The following is a 15,074-nucleotide window of genomic DNA, read 5'->3' as shown; positions in this document are numbered from 1 at the left end:
GCGTTGAAGCAGGTCGGGAATACGGATATCCGTTGTCCGTAACGTGCGCGGATGCAGCCTGTCTCGGGAGATCGCCATGCCGACACGCAGAGCATTTTTGGCAAAGGGTCTGCTGGCCGCGGGCGGCGGCATCCTTGGAGCAAGCATGACCGGCGTCGCCGCCCGCGCGGAAGACGCAGCCCGGCAATGGCACATGCCTGAAGAGGGCGAGCCGCACGCCGCCACATGGATGGCGTTCGTGCCGAGCACCCGGATCTGGGGCAAGCAGCTGCTGCCGGTTGTACGCGAAAACCTCGCCCGTATCGCCAAGGCCATCGCGGCCTATGAGCCGGTGAAGATGTTGGTGCGGGAAGACGAGTACGACCTGGCACAGCGCCTGTGCGGTCCTTCGATCGAGCTCGTCGTCCAGCCGATCGACGATCTGTGGATGCGCGATACCGGCCCGGTCTTCGTAAAGGACCAGTCCGGTCAACTTGGCGGCGCGGGCTTCAACTTCAATGGCTGGGGCGACAAGCAAAGCCATTCGCGCGATGCCAAGGTGGCCGCGTTCGTCGCCGGCCAGGCCAGCGCCCGGTTCCTGGAAACGGATCTGGTGCTGGAAGGCGGCGGCATCGAGGTGGACGGCGAAGGCACGGCCATCATTACCGAAAGCTGCGTGCTCAATCCGAACCGCAACCCGGATCTCACCAAAGCCGCCTGCGAGAAGGAATTGTTCCGGCTGCTCGGGCTTGAGAAGATCGTCTGGCTGCCCGGTATAGCCGGCAAGGACATCACCGACGGCCACACCGATTTCTACGCGCGCTTCGCCGGTCCCGGTGTCGTCGTGGCGGGGTTGGATACCGATCCCGCCTCCTTCGACCATGCCGTCACGAAACGGCATCTGGAGATATTGGGACAGGCGACCGACTCCAAGGGAAGGCGCCTGCGCGTCGTCACCCTGCCCGGCCCGACAAGCGTGCGGGAGGACTATGAGAACCGCGAGTTCGCCGCCGGCTACATCAATTTCTATGCCTGCAACGGCGCGGTGATCGCGCCCGAATTCGGCGACAAGGACGCCGACAGGACGACCCACGACACCCTATCGGACCTGTTCCCGAAGCGAGAAATCATTCAGCTGAACATCGACGGCATCGCCGCCGGCGGCGGCGGCATTCATTGCACGACCCAACAGCAACCGGTTTAGTGTGCGCCTGAAAATCGGCGTCGATTTTCGCAAAGGATCACGCGCAAAACCGGACTGTCAGGGACTACCCTTTAAGCGCCAAACAGCGATGCGGATCACCGCCGCGTAAGGCTGCCCAAGATTCCGCGCACGATCGCCCGGCCGAGCGAGGAGCCAACCGAACGCACGACGGACTTGATCGCCGCCTCGGTGACGGTCTGCCGGTTCGACGGCCTTGGCGCCGGCGCGCGTTGTCCAGGCTGCTGGCGGCCGCCGCCGCCGAAGTCCGGCAAGGTCCAGCCCGAACCGCCGCTTTGCGGGGCCTGCGCCTCGGCGGCCTTCTTCTGGAGGACCTCGAAGGCGGATTCGCGGTCGATCGTCTCGTCATACTGGCCGGCCACCGGGCTCTCGGTGATCAGCTTGCGGCGCTCCTCCGCAGTGATCGGGCCGAGCCTGGAGGATGGCGGGCGGATCAGCGTGCGCTGGACCATCGACGGCACGCCCTTCTCCTCCAGCGTCGAAACCAGCGCCTCGCCGGTGCCGAGTTGGGTGATGGCGGTGGCGCAGTCGAATTCGGGATTGGGACGGAAGGTTTCGGCCGCCGTCCTCACCGCCTTCTGCTCGCGCGGCGTATAGGCGCGCAGCGCATGCTGCACGCGGTTGCCGAGTTGGGCGAGCACCGTTTCCGGCACGTCGAGCGGGTTCTGGGTGACGAAATAGACGCCGACGCCTTTCGAGCGGATCAGCCGCACCACCTGCTCGACGCGGTCGACCAGTGCCTTCGGTGCGTCGTCGAACAGAAGATGCGCCTCGTCGAAGAAGAACACCAATTTCGGCTTGTCGGGATCGCCGATCTCGGGAAGCTGTTCGAACAACTCCGACATCAGCCAAAGCAGGAAGGTGGCATAGAGGCGCGGATTGGCCATCAGCTTGTCGGCCGCCAGCACGTTGACGGCGCCGCGGCCGTCGCGGGTGGTGCGCATGATGTCGGCGATCCTGAGCGCCGGTTCGCCGAAGAAATTGGCGCCGCCCTGCTGTTCGAGGATGAGCAACGAGCGCTGGATGGCGCCGACCGACAGTTTGGTGACATTGCCGAAGCGGGCCGATATCTCGGCGGCGCGCTCGGCGATGTTGGCGAGCAGCGCCTGCAAATCCTTCATGTCGAGCAGGAGCAGGCCTTCCTCGTCGGCGATGCGGAAGGCGATGTTCATGACGCCTTCCTGCGCCTCGGTGAGGTTCATCAACCGCGACAGAAGCAGCGGCCCCATTTCCGAGACGGTGGCGCGGATCGGATGGCCTTGTTCGCCGAACAGGTCCCAGAAGATGACCGGAAATTCCTGGAACTGGTACGGATCGAGCTTCACATCCTTGGCGCGCTTGACCAGGAAATCCTTGGCCTCGCCGATGGCCGCGATGCCGGAAAGGTCGCCCTTGATGTCGGCGCAGAACACCGGCACGCCAGCGTTCGAAAAACCTTCGGCCATGATCTGCAGCGTCACCGTCTTGCCGGTGCCGGTGGCGCCGGTGACCAGGCCGTGGCGGTTGCCATAACGCAGCAAGAGCTGTTCCGGTTTCTGGTAGCTGTCATCCGGCTTGCGGCTGGCGCCCAGGAAAATGCTCGTCTCGTCAGCCATTGTCTCGTCTCCGCAAAGCCGCTGTGCGCATCGTCACAAACCCGTTCCGCCGCAGGTATAGTAACGCAGTCGTCAAAATCAAAGGTGCGAAGTTCGAGGAGCGTGGCGGGGTAGCTCTCGGATTGTCGTCATTCCCGACCTCGTGAGGGAGCGAAGCGACCGGAGAGTGTCGGGAATCCATGCCGGAATGGCGGCGAGGGCTGCAACGGTCCAAAATCTGGCATTCATTCGCGCCGATTATCTGTCAATGCTCTTGTAGATCAGATAACATGTCGATAAAGTCAGAAAAAATCGACACAATAACCTCATGTGTCGAAGACATCGACATATCTGCCCTTCATGTCGATCAAACGGCAGATTATCACCATGAGCTTCCGCCCGGACCAGCCTTTCAACGATCTTCCGCCCCTGCCACCGGCGCAAGACATCGAAACCAAAGCAGTGCTGAAAGCCTGTATCGAGGCACGTGCCGCCTTGGCAGAGTTGAGGGTCTCGGGGCAACTCATCCCCAATCAAGCGGTGCTGATCAACTCGATCCCCTTGCTTGAAGCCCAGGCCAGTTCCGAGATCGAGAACATCGTCACCACCAGTGACCGGTTGTTTCGTTTCGCCAACGACGCGCAGGGGCAAGCCGATCCTGCGACCAGAGAGGCGCTGCGCTATCGCACGGCGCTGCATCGCGGTTTCGGGATGCTGAATCAACGTCCGCTCTCGACAGCCATCGCCGTCGAGGTATGCCGCACAATCAAGGGCGTCGATCTCGATATCCGCAATACGCCCGGCACCGCATTGGTGAATGACGCGACCGGCGCCGTGATCTATACACCTCCGGAAGGAGCCGACCTTCTACGCTCAAAGCTCGCAAACTGGGAGCGTTATATCCACGAGGTCGAGGAAACGGACCCGCTAATCCGTCTCGCGGTGATGCACTATCAGTTCGAGGCCATCCACCCCTTCGCTGATGGCAACGGCAGGACGGGGCGCGTACTGAATCTGCTCTATCTGGTGGACAAGAAACTGCTGGATATTCCCGTGCTCTATCTCAGCCGGCACATAATCCAGAACAAGGCGACCTACTACAGATATTTGCTGGAGGTTACGACCAGCGGTTCGTGGACGCAGTGGGTGTTGTTCATGCTGGAGGCGATCAGGACGACAGCCCAATGGACCACCGCAAGGATAGGCGCCATCCGCGATCTGCTGGAGCAGACGGCCGACCGGATGCGGCAGAACCTGCCGAAGATTTATTCCCGCGAACTGGCCGAGTTGATCTTCGTGAACCCCTATTGCCGGATTAGCGATCTGGTTGACTCCGGCGTGGCCAAACGCCAGACAGCCGCGGTCTATCTCAAGGCGTTGACGTCGGAAGGGTTTCTGCACGAGGCAAAGGCCGGGCGGGAAAACCTTTATATAAACCCTGCCTTGTTGGCGCTGTTGTCGGATCGTGGTCAGTCAACTGCCTGATCAGATGGCAATCGGACGGCCGCGTAGCTCCTTCAAACACCTGCACTTCAAACCTGACACACCACACTTGCCATGTTGCTGCATTGCGATGCGCGGCAATGGACCTTAGAGTGATTTGCAATGGCTGGTGCGGCCGGCAGACGAGGATGGATGATGGGCAGCAAAGCCATCGACGAACCGAGCGAACCCGACAGTCCGCAGCGGCAGCGCTGGCTGGCGCTGGCCGAGAAGGCATTGGCCGGCGCTTCCTTCGAGGAAAAGCTGGTTTCGCACAGCGATGACGGCATTCGCATCAATCCGCTCTACGAGCGCGCCAGCGGGCATGAGCACAGCCTGCGCGCCAACCCGCTGAAGCCCTGGATCGTTTCGCAGCGCGTCGACGACCCGGATGTCGAGCGTGCCCGCGCGCAGGTGGCCGAAGACATCGCCCAGGGCGCGACCGGCCTTTCGCTTGTGTTCGAAGGCGCGCCGAATTCATTCGGCTATGGCCTGCCCTATGCGCCCGACACGATCGACCGTGTGCTGGAAGGCGTGCCGCTCGACCAGACCTATCTGCGCGTCGACGTGCATCCGGCCAGCCGCGCCATGGCCGACTGGCTGACCGCCTTTCTCGCCAAGCGGCGTGTCGATCCGGCGAGGCTGAACCTTTCCTTCGGCATCGACCCGGCCGCGATCTTTGCCGGCACCGGGCGGCTGCGCATGTCGATCGAGGCGCTGCAGGCCTCGATGCCGCAGTCGCTGGCGCATTTCTTCGCCATGGACGTGCCGGGCGTGCTGCTCGAGGCCGATGGGCGCGTGTTCCACAATTCCGGCGCCACCGAGGCGCAGGAACTCGGCATCATGCTGGCTTCGGCCGTGTCTTACCTGCGCCTGTTCGAGGAAGCACGCCAGGCGCTGATCTATGCCGCGCCGCATATCGGCTTCGCATTGGCCGTCAACCAGGATCAGTTCCTGTCCATCGCCAAGATCCGGGCGCTGCGCAGGCTGTGGATGCGCGTTCTGGAGGCAAGCTCGATTCAGCCGACGCCGGCCAGCGTGCACGCCGAGACCTCCTACAGGATGGTGACGGCCGCCGACCCCGAAACCAATATCCTGCGCTCCACCATCGCCTGTTTCGCGGCTGCCGTGGGCGGCACCGATTCCATCGCGATCCTGCCGCACACCATCGCGCACGGCCTGCCGGCCGCCTTCGCCCGCCGCGTCGCCCGCAACACCCAGCTTGTCATCGCCCGAGAGAGCCATCTCGGCCATGTCGGCGATCCGGCCTTCGGCTCGGGCGGCATCGAGGCGCTGACCGACAGCCTGTGCGAAGCGGCCTGGAAGGAATTCAGGCAGATCGAAAAGGAAGGCGGCGTTCTTCAGAGCCTGAAGGACGGCCACATCCAGAGCCGCATCGGCGAAGCGCGCAAGGCACGCGCCGAGGCCTATCGCAGCGGCGAGCGCGCCATAGTCGGCACCACGCTGCATCCGGTGAAGACCGAACGGCCGGTGGAGACGCTGGAGGCGACGCCGCGCATCGCGCCCAGCGACGGTACGGTCTTCTGCGAACCGCTGCCGCCGGTCCGCGACGACGCGTCGGTCGGAGGCATGGTTTGATCCCAGATTTCAGCAGCATGGCGTGGACGGCGCCGCGCATGCCATCCGCCACGGTCGACGGCATCTGGGAAACGCCGGAAGGCATCGCGGTCAAGCGCCAGTACGGCCAGGCCGATCTGGAGGGCGTCGGCAATCTCGACACCTGGCCGGGTCTCGCGCCGTATCTGCGCGGCCCCTACCCGACCATGTATGTCCAGCAGCCTTGGACGATCCGGCAATATGCCGGCTTCTCCACGGCAGAAGAATCCAACGCCTTCTACCGGCGCAACCTCGCCGGCGGCCAGAAGGGCCTGTCGATCGCCTTCGACCTTGCCACCCATCGCGGCTATGACAGCGACCATCCGCGCGTGGCCGGCGATGTCGGCATGGCGGGCGTGGCGATAGATTCCATTCTCGACATGCACCAGCTCTTCGACGGCATCCCGCTCGGCGAGATGACCGTCTCCATGACCATGAACGGCGCGGTGTTGCCGATCCTGGCGCTCTACATCGTCGCCGCCGAAGAACAGGGCGTGGCGCAGAAGGATCTCACTGGGACCATTCAGAACGACATTCTGAAAGAGTTCATGGTGCGCAACACCTATATCTATCCGCCGAAACCCTCGATGCGGATCGTGTCGGATATCTTTTCCTACACATCCAAGAACATGCCGAAGTTCAACTCGATCTCGATCTCCGGCTATCACATGCAGGAGGCAGGGGCGACGGCCGACCTGGAGCTCGCCTACACCATCGCCGACGGCATCGAATATGTGCGCGCCGGCGTCGCCACCGGCCTCGACATCGACAAGTTCGCGCCGCGGCTCTCCTTCTTCTGGGCGATCGGCATGAACTTTTTCATGGAGGTCGCGAAACTCCGCGCCGCGCGCCTGCTCTGGGCCGAACTCATCGAGAAGAATTTCGCGCCGAAGGATCCGCGCTCGCTGTCGCTGCGCACTCACAGCCAGACGTCCGGTTGGTCGCTGACGGCGCAGGACCCCTACAACAACATCGTGCGCACGATGATAGAGGCGATGGCCGCCACGCAAGGCCACACCCAGTCGCTACACACCAACTCGTTCGACGAGGCGCTGGCACTGCCGACCGACCATTCGGCGCGCATTGCCCGCAACACGCAGATCGTCCTGCAGAAGGAAAGCGGCACCACCCGCATCATCGACCCCTGGGGCGGCTCGGCCTATGTCGAGCGGCTCACGCATGAACTGGCCGCGCGCGCCCGCGCCCATATCGAGGAAGTCGAGAAGCTCGGCGGCATGGCGGCCGCACTCGAAAAGGGCATTCCGAAGCTGCGCATCGAGGAAGCCGCCGCCCGCACACAGGCACGTATCGATTCAGGCGAGCAGGTGCTGGTCGGCGTCAACGCCTTCCAGCCCGAGCGCGACATCGAAGTCGATGTCCTGAAAATCGACAATGCCGAAGTTCGGGCCAGGCAATTGTCCAAGCTGCAGCGGCTCAAGGGCACGCGCGAAGTCGCCGCCGTCGAGAGCGCGCTGGATGCGCTGACGAAAGCCGCGCAGGGCGACGGCAATCTGCTGGAATTCGCCATCCGGGCGGCACGGGCCAAGGCTACCGTCGGCGAGATCTCGCTGGCGCTGGAAAAGGCGTTCGGCCGCCATGTCGCCTCGGTTCTGATGATCTCGGGTGTCTACCGCGCCGCGCTCGGCGACAATCCCGAAGTCGACCGGCTGCAGGACAAGATCGCTGTCTTCGAAAAGAAGAATGGGGCGAAGCCACGCATTCTCGTGGCCAAACTCGGCCAGGACGGCCACGACCGCGGCCAGAAGGTGATCGGCACCGCCTTCGCCGATCTCGGCTTCGACGTGACGGTGGGCGCGATGTTCCAGACGCCAGACGAGATCGGCAAGCTGGCGGTGGAGAACGACGTCCACATCGTCGGCGTCTCCTCGCTCGCCGCTGGCCATCTGACGCTCATCCCGGAACTGAAGGCCGTACTGAAGAAGCTCGGCCGCGAGGACATGCTGATCGTCGCCGGCGGCGTCATTCCGCCACAAGATTTCGACGCCGTGTTGAAGGCGGGTGCGGCCGAGATCTTCCCGCCAGGCACAGTGATCCCACAAGCGGCCGAACGGCTGGTGGACAGGCTGCTGGGATAAAGTCGGAATTGGTACCGCTGCTGACGCTCGACCGGCTGCTGCGCGAAACCGACGCAAACGTTGCCGGCGTAGGCGGCAAGGAACAGACAGCCCCTACCCCAGCCCCACCACTTCCCATTCGCGGCCGTTGACCGCGATCGTATCGCCAACGGCCTTGCCGAACAAAGCCCGCGCCACCGGCGAGACATGCGAGATCGAACCCTTGGCGGGGTCGGCTTCGTCCTCGCCGACAATGTGCCAGGAAACCGCTGCGCCGTCCTCGCCTTCCAGCGAAACCGTCATGCCGAAGCGCACCACGCCGCTGTTCGGCTCGGGCACGGAAAGCTCCGCGTTTTCGCGGCGCGCGTTCCAATAACGCAGGTCGCGCGAGACCAGCGCGATGCGTTCACGGTCGCTTGCCGTCTCGGCATTGGCCAGTGCTGCCCGCAAGCCTGCCAGTTCGGCATCGATCATCGCCAACCCTTTGGGCGTGACCAGATTGCGGTGTTGGCTGACAGGCCGCTCGCCAATACCGGCGATGGCGTTCTCGCTGTCTTCTTCACGGGTGAAAGCTCTGCTCATGAAGGAAACTTAAGGCCGGAGAGTTGGCTTAACAAGCACCGGTCGAAGCTCGGATGTCCTGAGTTTCAAAACATGGCGAACTGGAACATCCACGCACCCTAGTCAGCCAACCCACGGCATGGCACGGTCGCCCAGCCTCATTGAAGACGGGAACCGAGCCGATGTTGGATAGACGCCGCCTTCTGGGCTTTGCCGCCGGCGCTGCCGTGCTCAGCCTGATGCCGGGCAAGGCAGCCGCGGCCAAGGCTTCGGGCGCGAAGGCTTTGTCCAGAACCGGCGGGATCGATCCGGCCGATTTCGATGTGCGGCCCGGCGCCACGGATGACCAGAGCAAGGCGTTCACCAAAATGCTCAAGGCGGCGAGCGATGCCAACCAGAGAGTTCGAGAAACGATGCAGAACGCAGAAATCTGGAAACCGGCTTCGCTTAAATCGAGCGAAAGCCGTCATAAGCACCTCGTTGCGAGCTTCAATTATGACTGCGCTCGATGGCACAGCGCTCAATCCACTCGGCCGGCAATACATTCACCGCAGCGTTCGGAGGTAGCTCGTAAAAATCCATCTCACGATAGCTCCACGCATATGGCTTGCAGTGTTTCAAAGCGGCAGCGTGGAGAAAGAACTGAAATTCGTTTGGTGCCTCCTGCAACGAGCGGAAGAATGGTTTTTCAACATAGCTATCCGGTGCGAATTCCAAAACTTTCACTCGCCTCAAACGCTCTGCGTAGGCACCGACCAGACCAACGGAAAGGACCATCGTCAGTCCAATAAAAAGAGGTGTGCGGCTGAGAGCAAACCATGCTGGAACCCACGAGGCGACATACGCAGCGCATGCCATGCTCAAAACGACAATCCACCGCCAGAACGGCGCGCCAAGATCATTCGAATAAAACATAAGATATCCGATGGGAGGCAAGATACTATGGAAAAGAAGAAGTGAAGTGAATATACAAACGATAGCAGAGCTTCCAAAGCATATAAAATTTCTCACAATGGTTCCCTACCCCGTTCTCAAGATAGGTTCGTATCACATAAATTTCTGGGTCGCCACGCACCAACGCGAATGCCTGTTTCCGCAAACCGGGACTTGTTCACAACACATGTAACCGGATTCTGAGTTTTGCTCTCGCTGCGTTTGCAGGCTCACTACTTGCACTAGCCATCACTGCCACGCCATGGCACGGTCGCCCAGCCTCATTGAAGACGGGAACCGAGCCGATGTTGGATAGACGCAGCCTTCTGGGCTTTGCCGCCGGCGCTGCCATGTTCAGCCTGGTGCCTGGCAAGGCAGCCGCGGCCAAGGCTTCGGGCGCGAAGTCTTCGTCCAGAACCGGCGGGATCGATCCGGGCGATTTTGGAGTCAGGCCCAGCGCCACGGACGACCAGAGCAAGGCGTTCGGCAAAATGCTCAAGGCGGCGAGCGACGCCAACCAGCCTATAGTTCTGCCACCGGGCACCTATATCGTGTCCGGCCTCATCCTGCCGCCGCGCGTGCGGCTGGCCGGCACTGCCGGCGCCACCCGGCTGATCCATGGCGGCGGCGGGCCGTTTCTATCAGGCGAAAACGCCGACCATGTCGAATTCTCCGGCCTCGTCTTCGACGGCGCCAACCAATATCTCGGCGAAAGCGTTTCGGGCCTTCTCGACCTGCGTTCAGTGAAGACACTGTCGATCGACAACTGCCAGGTGAACGGCGCCTCGAAAAACGGCATTGCGCTGCAGCGCGCGGCCGGGCGCATCGAGCGCTGTTTCATTTCGGGCGCCGCGGACGCCGGCATCTGGTCGGTCGACGGAGCCGGCCTTTCAATCAGCGGCAACAGCGTGATCGATTGCGCCAATGGCGGCATCCTTGTCCATCGCCGGCAGACGGCCGAGGACGGCACGATGGTCACCGCGAACCGCATTTCTCGCATCGCGGCGCGCAATGGCGGCACCGGCCAGAACGGCAACGGCATCAATGTCTTTCGCGCAGGCGGCGTGCTGGTCTCCGGCAATGTCGTTGCCGACTGCGCTTTCTCGGCGATCCGCGCGAATTCCGGCTCGAACGTGCAGATCACCGGCAATTCCTGCCTGCGCTCCGGCGAAACGGCACTCTATTCCGAATTCACCTTCGAGGGCGCGGTGATCGCCAACAATGTTGTCGACGGCGCCGCCAACGGCATTTCCATCGTCAATTTCAACGAGGGCGGGCGCATGGCGACCTGCAGCGGCAACATCGTGCGCAACCTGTCGACCACTGGTCCGTATCCACCGGAAGTCGGCGGTTTCGGCATCGGCATCGGCGTGGAGGCCGACACGACCGTTTCCGGCAACATCGTGGAAAACGCGCCGCTCTACGGCATGCAGCTTGGCTGGGGGCCTTATCTGCGCAACGTCGTGGCCACCGGCAACGTCATCCGCAACGCCGGCACCGGCATCGCCGTCAGCGTCGTGGAAGGCGCCGGCAGCGCCATCATTGCCGACAACATCATCGACGGCGTGACCAACGGCGCCATCATTGGCCACCGCTGGGCAAAGCCCGCCACCGGCGATCTCGCCCAGAGCGGCACCAGCGGCTATCCGCACCTCGTCATCGAGCGCAACAGGGCAAGCTGAGTTGCCGACGGCCGTTCAGGCCAGCGCCGCCGTCGGCCGCATGCCGCCGACAACCGCGCCGATGCGGCTTTCGATGGCGGGATTGGCCTGTTCGGTGAGTTTGGCGGAGACTTCACGGTCGCCGCTCAACAGCTTCGCCAGAACCGCCGCCACCATCACCTCGGCGGCGCGGGCGGCACCGTCATCGCATTTCAGCGCTATGCCGAAGCCGAGTTCAGGCAGCGCCGCGCAATAGACGCCCTCGGCGCCGACCTTGACGAAGGTGCGGCCGGGGGCGGCCTGCATCAGCGCGACGTCGGCACGGCCGCTGCCGGCCACCAGGAAGGGCTCGGCCATGCAGGCGCCGAGCAGCCGGCGCGCCGCCCTGGCGCGTTCCGTGCCCAGCCCGTTGCCGGTGGCCATCCTGGCGAAGCCCAGCGCGAAGGAGCGCAGCGGCACAGCATAGGTCGGGATCGAACAGCCGTCGGTCGCCTGGTGGGCGGTATCGTGCGTCGCCCCGGTCACCGCCTGCATGGCATCGCGCACCATCTCCTGCAGCGCATGGCCGGCCGCGACGTAACCGCGATGGTCGACGCCGGCGTGGCAGCACACGCACAGAAAGCCGGAATGCTTGCCCGAACAATTATTGTGCAAGGCGTTGGGCACCCCGCCCTGGCGCGCCAGCGCGACGGTCGCATCATGGCTCGACGGCCAGTGCGTGCCGCATTCCAGCGCGTTGACGTCGAGGCCGGCTTTGGCCAGCATAGCAACCGCCAATTCCACATGCTCCGGCTCGCCCGAATGCGAGGCGCAGGCCAGCGCCAATTCGCGATTACCGAAGCCATAGGCGTCGGCCGCGCCGCTCTCGACCAGCGGCAGCGCCTGGATTGCCTTCACCGCCGAGCGCGGAAAGACGGGATGGGCGGTGTTGCCGATCTCCAGCACCGTGCGGCCATCGCCGTCCAACACCGCAACCGCACCGCGATGGGCGCTTTCGACGACAGCGCCGCGCAACACTTCGACCAGAACCGGATTGGCCATGAATCCCTCGAACAAGCTGTACTTTCGGCAAGGGGTAGCGGCTCAGTGGTCCGCTCGCAACCAGGATCGATGGGCACAGCCTAAAACCGCGGCTCTTGACTCTCGGCATCGCGCAATGCAATTTTATGTATATACATATTCTACCCCAGGTGGATAGGCCCACCGGGTCTCGGGAGGAACATCATGGCAGCGGCATCAACGGGCGTGGCCGAACGGCGCACGATCGACCGGATTCCGGAGAGCGAGCGACACGGCTCTCCCATCAACCAGTTCACCTTGTGGTTCGGCGCGAACCTGCAGATCACGGCCGTCGTCGACGGCGCGCTCTCCATCGTGTTCGGCGCCGAGGCGCTGACCGCAATCATCGGCCTTGCCATCGGCAATCTGCTTGGTGGCGCGGTGATGGCGCTGCATTCTGCGCAGGGCCCTCGCCTCGGCCTGCCGCAGATGATCTCCAGCCGGGCGCAGTTCGGCGTGAAGGGCGCTGCCCTGCCGCTCATCCTCACCGTTCTGATGTATCTCGGCTTCGCCGCCACCGGCACCGTTTTGTCCGGCCAGGCAATCAATTTGATGTTCGGCGTCCAGACGCCCGCCTTCGGCATGCTGGCCTTCGGCCTCATCACGGTCATCGTCGCGGTGGTGGGTTACAATCTCATCCACGTCATCGGACGCATCGCCACTGTGGTCGGCATTCTTGGCTTCGGCTACCTCTCGGTGCAGCTTTTATCGCACTACAATGTAGCAGAGGCGTTCGGCCAGAAACCCTTCACTGTCGCCACCTTCCTGCTCACCATTGCGCTGGCCGCCGGCTGGCAGATGACCTTTGCACCCTATGTGGCCGACTATTCGCGCTATCTGCCGACGAAGACGCCGGCCCCTACGACCTTCTGGTCGACCCTCCTCGGCTCGGCCATCGGCGCGCAAATCGCCATGAGCTTCGGTGTGATCGTGGCGGCACTTGGCGGCAAGTTCCTGCAGAACCAGGTCGGTTTCATGGGCGAACTGGCCGGCGCCGGATTGGCCGCATTGCTCACCTACATCGTCATCGTCACCAACAAGCTGACGGTGAATTGCCTGAACGCCTATGGCGGCTCGATGACGATGCTGACCACAGTCAGCGCCTTCACCGGCCAACAGCGCGTCTCGCAGGCGGTGCGCATCGCCTACATCGTCGCCTTCGTGGCGGCCTCGGTGGCAATCGCCATCTTCGCCAGCGCCAACTTCCTGTCGGCGTTCAAGAACTTCGTGCTTCTCCTGCTCGCCGTCTTCGTGCCGTGGAGCGCGATCAACCTCGTCGACTACTATCTGGTGTCGAAGGAAAAGGTCGATATTCCGGCGCTTTACGATCCAGCCGGCCGCTACGGCGCCTATAACTGGACGGCGCTGGGCTGCTATCTCTTCGGCGTGGTGGTGCAGATCCCGTTCCTGAACCAGGCGCTTTATGAAGGCCCGATCGCGGTGTTGCTGGGCGATGCCGACATTTCCTGGATCGTCGCCCTGGTGGCAACGTCGCTGCTCTACTACTTCCTGGCGCGCGGCAACGCCAATGTGCCCAAAGCCATGATCCTGCCCGAGGATGCGCCTGCCCGCGCATGAGCTAGGAGAGAGCCTGGGTGGAGGATGTATTGAGATTCAAGCCAGGGCGAGCCGAAAATGGTGGCTTTCGAGAACCGGAACGGAGCGTACATTCAAGTACGTGAGTACCGGAAGCGCAGAAAGCCGCCATTTGCAGGCCGGCCTCGCTTGAATATCAGAACATCCTAGCGGATGCGGTCGAGGATCGAGACGTAGTTCGCGACCGCGGCGCCGCCCATGTTGAAGATGCCGCCGAGCTTGGCATCCTTGACCTGGATACCGCCGGCCTCACCGGCAAGCTGCATGGCGGTCAGCACATGCATGGAAACGCCGGTGGCGCCGATCGGATGGCCCTTGGCCTTGAGGCCACCTGATGGGTTGACCGGCAGCTTGCCGTCCTTGGCGGTGTAGCCTTCCAGTGCCAGCTTGGCACCCTCGCCAGGCTTGGCCAGTCCCATCGCCTCGTATTCGATGAGCTCGGCGATGGTGAAGCAATCATGCGTCTCGACGAAGGAGAGATCGCCCAGCGCCACGCCTGCCTTCTTCAGCGCCCGCGTCCACGCCTGTTCGCAGCCTTCGAAGGCAAGGATGTCGCGCTTCGACATCGGCAGGAAGTCCTGCACATGCTCGTTGGCACGGAAGGTGATGGCACGGCGCATGCCGAGCGCGGTCTGGGTGTCGGCAAGTACCAGGGCAGCAGCGCCGTCCGAAACCAGCGAACAATCGGTGCGCTTCAGCGGACCGGCGACGAAGGGATTCTTCTCGCTTTCCTGACGGCAAAAGTCGAAGCCGAAATCCTTGCGCATCTGCGCGTAGGGATTGTCGACGCCATTCTTGTGGTTCTTGGCAGCGATCATGGCCAATGCATCGGACTGGTCGCCATAACGCTGGAAATAGGCCTGCGCGATCTTGCCGAAGACACCGGCGAAACCGGCCGGCGTGTCGCCATCCTCCGGCAGATAGGAGGCCTTGAGCAGGTTCTTGCCGATCTCGGGTCCCGGCGTCGTCGTCATCTGCTCGGCGCCCACCACCAGCACGATGCGGGCAGCGTTGGCGTCGATGGCGCGGATGCCCTGGCGCACTGCGGCCGAACCGGTGGCGCAGGCGTTCTCGACGCGGGTCGCTGGCTTGAAGCGCAGCCGGTCGTCGGTCTGCAGCACCAGGCTCGCGGTGAAATCCTGGGCCGAGAAGCCGGCATTGAAATGGCCGAGTACGATCTCATCGACGTCACCCGGGCCGATGCCGGCATGCTCGAGCGCCTCCGCGGCCACCTTGGTGATCAGGCCTTCGAGCGTCTCGCCCTCCAGCTTGCCGAAGCGCGAATGCGCCCAACCGACGATGCTTGCCGTCATGG

General features: G+C 63.2%; 12 protein-coding genes. 6 read left to right on the top strand and 6 right to left on the bottom strand.

Translation table 11 applies throughout. The features are described 5' to 3' along the window. The first annotated feature begins 76 nt into the window (after positions 1-76). Complete coding sequence (locus tag QFZ88_RS22450) at positions 77-1,183, top strand: agmatine deiminase family protein (RefSeq protein ID WP_024925515.1); 1,107 nt, start codon at positions 77-79, stop codon at positions 1,181-1,183. Between the two features lie 95 nt (positions 1,184-1,278). Here QFZ88_RS22450 and QFZ88_RS22445 read toward each other — a convergent pair whose 3' ends face one another. Continuing rightward, complete coding sequence (locus QFZ88_RS22445) at positions 1,279-2,796, bottom strand: helicase HerA-like C-terminal domain-containing protein (RefSeq protein WP_024925516.1); 1,518 nt, start codon at positions 2,794-2,796, stop codon at positions 1,279-1,281. A gap of 366 nt (positions 2,797-3,162) precedes the next feature. On the opposite strand from QFZ88_RS22445, the gene fic reads away from it, so the two are divergent. The 3 genes from fic to scpA all read left to right on the top strand — a co-directional run bounded on the left by fic (position 3,163) and on the right by scpA (position 7,970). After that, the gene (fic, locus tag QFZ88_RS22440) at positions 3,163-4,260 is read left to right on the top strand and encodes a protein adenylyltransferase Fic (protein WP_024925256.1); all 1,098 of its coding nucleotides are present in this window, start codon (positions 3,163-3,165) and stop codon (positions 4,258-4,260) included. A 153-nt stretch (positions 4,261-4,413) separates the two neighbouring features. Next, positions 4,414-5,856: a methylmalonyl-CoA mutase subunit beta gene (locus tag QFZ88_RS22435; protein WP_024925255.1), complete on the top strand. Its 1,443-nt coding sequence runs from the start codon at positions 4,414-4,416 to the stop codon at positions 5,854-5,856. After that, positions 5,853-7,970 (top strand): methylmalonyl-CoA mutase, encoded by a 2,118-nt coding sequence (scpA, locus tag QFZ88_RS22430; protein WP_024925254.1) that lies wholly within the window; start codon positions 5,853-5,855, stop codon positions 7,968-7,970. The genes QFZ88_RS22435 and scpA overlap by 4 nt, the downstream gene beginning before the upstream one ends. Before the next feature lie 93 nt (positions 7,971-8,063). Here the strand turns inward: scpA and greA are convergent, their stop codons facing one another. From greA to QFZ88_RS22415, 3 genes are all read right to left on the bottom strand, one after another. Beyond that, a complete protein-coding gene (gene greA / locus QFZ88_RS22425) occupies positions 8,064-8,531 on the bottom strand; it encodes a transcription elongation factor GreA (RefSeq protein ID WP_024925253.1) in 468 nt (155 codons plus the stop codon). Positions 8,532-8,668: 137 nt separating this feature from the next. Then, on the bottom strand, positions 8,669-8,980 hold the full coding sequence (locus QFZ88_RS22420; RefSeq protein WP_137900966.1) for a hypothetical protein: 312 nt from the start codon (positions 8,978-8,980) through the stop codon (positions 8,669-8,671). 19 nt (positions 8,981-8,999) lie between these two features. Beyond that, the gene (locus QFZ88_RS22415) at positions 9,000-9,425 is read right to left on the bottom strand and encodes a hypothetical protein (protein WP_024925252.1); all 426 of its coding nucleotides are present in this window, start codon (positions 9,423-9,425) and stop codon (positions 9,000-9,002) included. A gap of 323 nt (positions 9,426-9,748) precedes the next feature. Here QFZ88_RS22415 and QFZ88_RS22410 point away from each other — a divergent pair, with 323 nt between their 5' ends. Further along, positions 9,749-11,125, top strand: a complete 1,377-nt coding sequence (locus QFZ88_RS22410) for a TIGR03808 family TAT-translocated repetitive protein (protein ID WP_024925251.1) — start codon at positions 9,749-9,751, stop codon at positions 11,123-11,125. A 15-nt stretch (positions 11,126-11,140) separates the two neighbouring features. On the opposite strand, the gene QFZ88_RS22405 is transcribed toward QFZ88_RS22410, so the two are convergent. Continuing rightward, positions 11,141-12,145 carry an asparaginase gene (locus tag QFZ88_RS22405; protein ID WP_024925250.1) on the bottom strand — a complete coding sequence of 335 codons (1,005 nt, stop codon included), beginning with the start codon at positions 12,143-12,145 and terminating at the stop codon, positions 11,141-11,143. Between the two features lie 183 nt (positions 12,146-12,328). Here QFZ88_RS22405 and QFZ88_RS22400 point away from each other — a divergent pair, with 183 nt between their 5' ends. After that, the gene (locus QFZ88_RS22400) at positions 12,329-13,741 is read left to right on the top strand and encodes a purine-cytosine permease family protein (RefSeq protein ID WP_024925249.1); all 1,413 of its coding nucleotides are present in this window, start codon (positions 12,329-12,331) and stop codon (positions 13,739-13,741) included. A gap of 164 nt (positions 13,742-13,905) precedes the next feature. Here QFZ88_RS22400 and QFZ88_RS22395 read toward each other — a convergent pair whose 3' ends face one another. Further along, the gene (locus tag QFZ88_RS22395; protein WP_024925248.1) at positions 13,906-15,072 is read right to left on the bottom strand and encodes an acetyl-CoA acetyltransferase; all 1,167 of its coding nucleotides are present in this window, start codon (positions 15,070-15,072) and stop codon (positions 13,906-13,908) included. Between the last annotated feature and the right edge of the window lie 2 nt (positions 15,073-15,074).

Origin of the sequence: Mesorhizobium sp. YL-MeA3-2017, assembly GCF_030814575.1 — a bacterium.
GTDB classification, from domain to species: Bacteria; Pseudomonadota; Alphaproteobacteria; order Rhizobiales; family Rhizobiaceae; genus Mesorhizobium; species Mesorhizobium terrae.
Note: the sequence above shows the minus strand (reverse complement) of the source record. Positions and strands in the feature narration are given on the sequence as shown.

Coding starts and splice junctions, on each gene's coding strand:
- fic (WP_024925256.1), top strand. CDS start 3,163: ATGAGCTTCCGCCCGGACCAGCCTTTCAACGATCTTCCGCCCCTGCCA.
- QFZ88_RS22420 (WP_137900966.1), bottom strand. CDS start 8,980: ATGACGGCTTTCGCTCGATTTAAGCGAAGCCGGTTTCCAGATTTCTGC.
- QFZ88_RS22395 (WP_024925248.1), bottom strand. CDS start 15,072: ATGACGGCAAGCATCGTCGGTTGGGCGCATTCGCGCTTCGGCAAGCTG.
- QFZ88_RS22400 (WP_024925249.1), top strand. CDS start 12,329: ATGGCAGCGGCATCAACGGGCGTGGCCGAACGGCGCACGATCGACCGG.
- QFZ88_RS22410 (WP_024925251.1), top strand. CDS start 9,749: ATGTTGGATAGACGCAGCCTTCTGGGCTTTGCCGCCGGCGCTGCCATG.
- QFZ88_RS22445 (WP_024925516.1), bottom strand. CDS start 2,796: ATGGCTGACGAGACGAGCATTTTCCTGGGCGCCAGCCGCAAGCCGGAT.
- QFZ88_RS22450 (WP_024925515.1), top strand. CDS start 77: ATGCCGACACGCAGAGCATTTTTGGCAAAGGGTCTGCTGGCCGCGGGC.
- greA (WP_024925253.1), bottom strand. CDS start 8,531: ATGAGCAGAGCTTTCACCCGTGAAGAAGACAGCGAGAACGCCATCGCC.
- QFZ88_RS22415 (WP_024925252.1), bottom strand. CDS start 9,425: ATGTTTTATTCGAATGATCTTGGCGCGCCGTTCTGGCGGTGGATTGTC.
- QFZ88_RS22435 (WP_024925255.1), top strand. CDS start 4,414: ATGGGCAGCAAAGCCATCGACGAACCGAGCGAACCCGACAGTCCGCAG.
- QFZ88_RS22405 (WP_024925250.1), bottom strand. CDS start 12,145: ATGGCCAATCCGGTTCTGGTCGAAGTGTTGCGCGGCGCTGTCGTCGAA.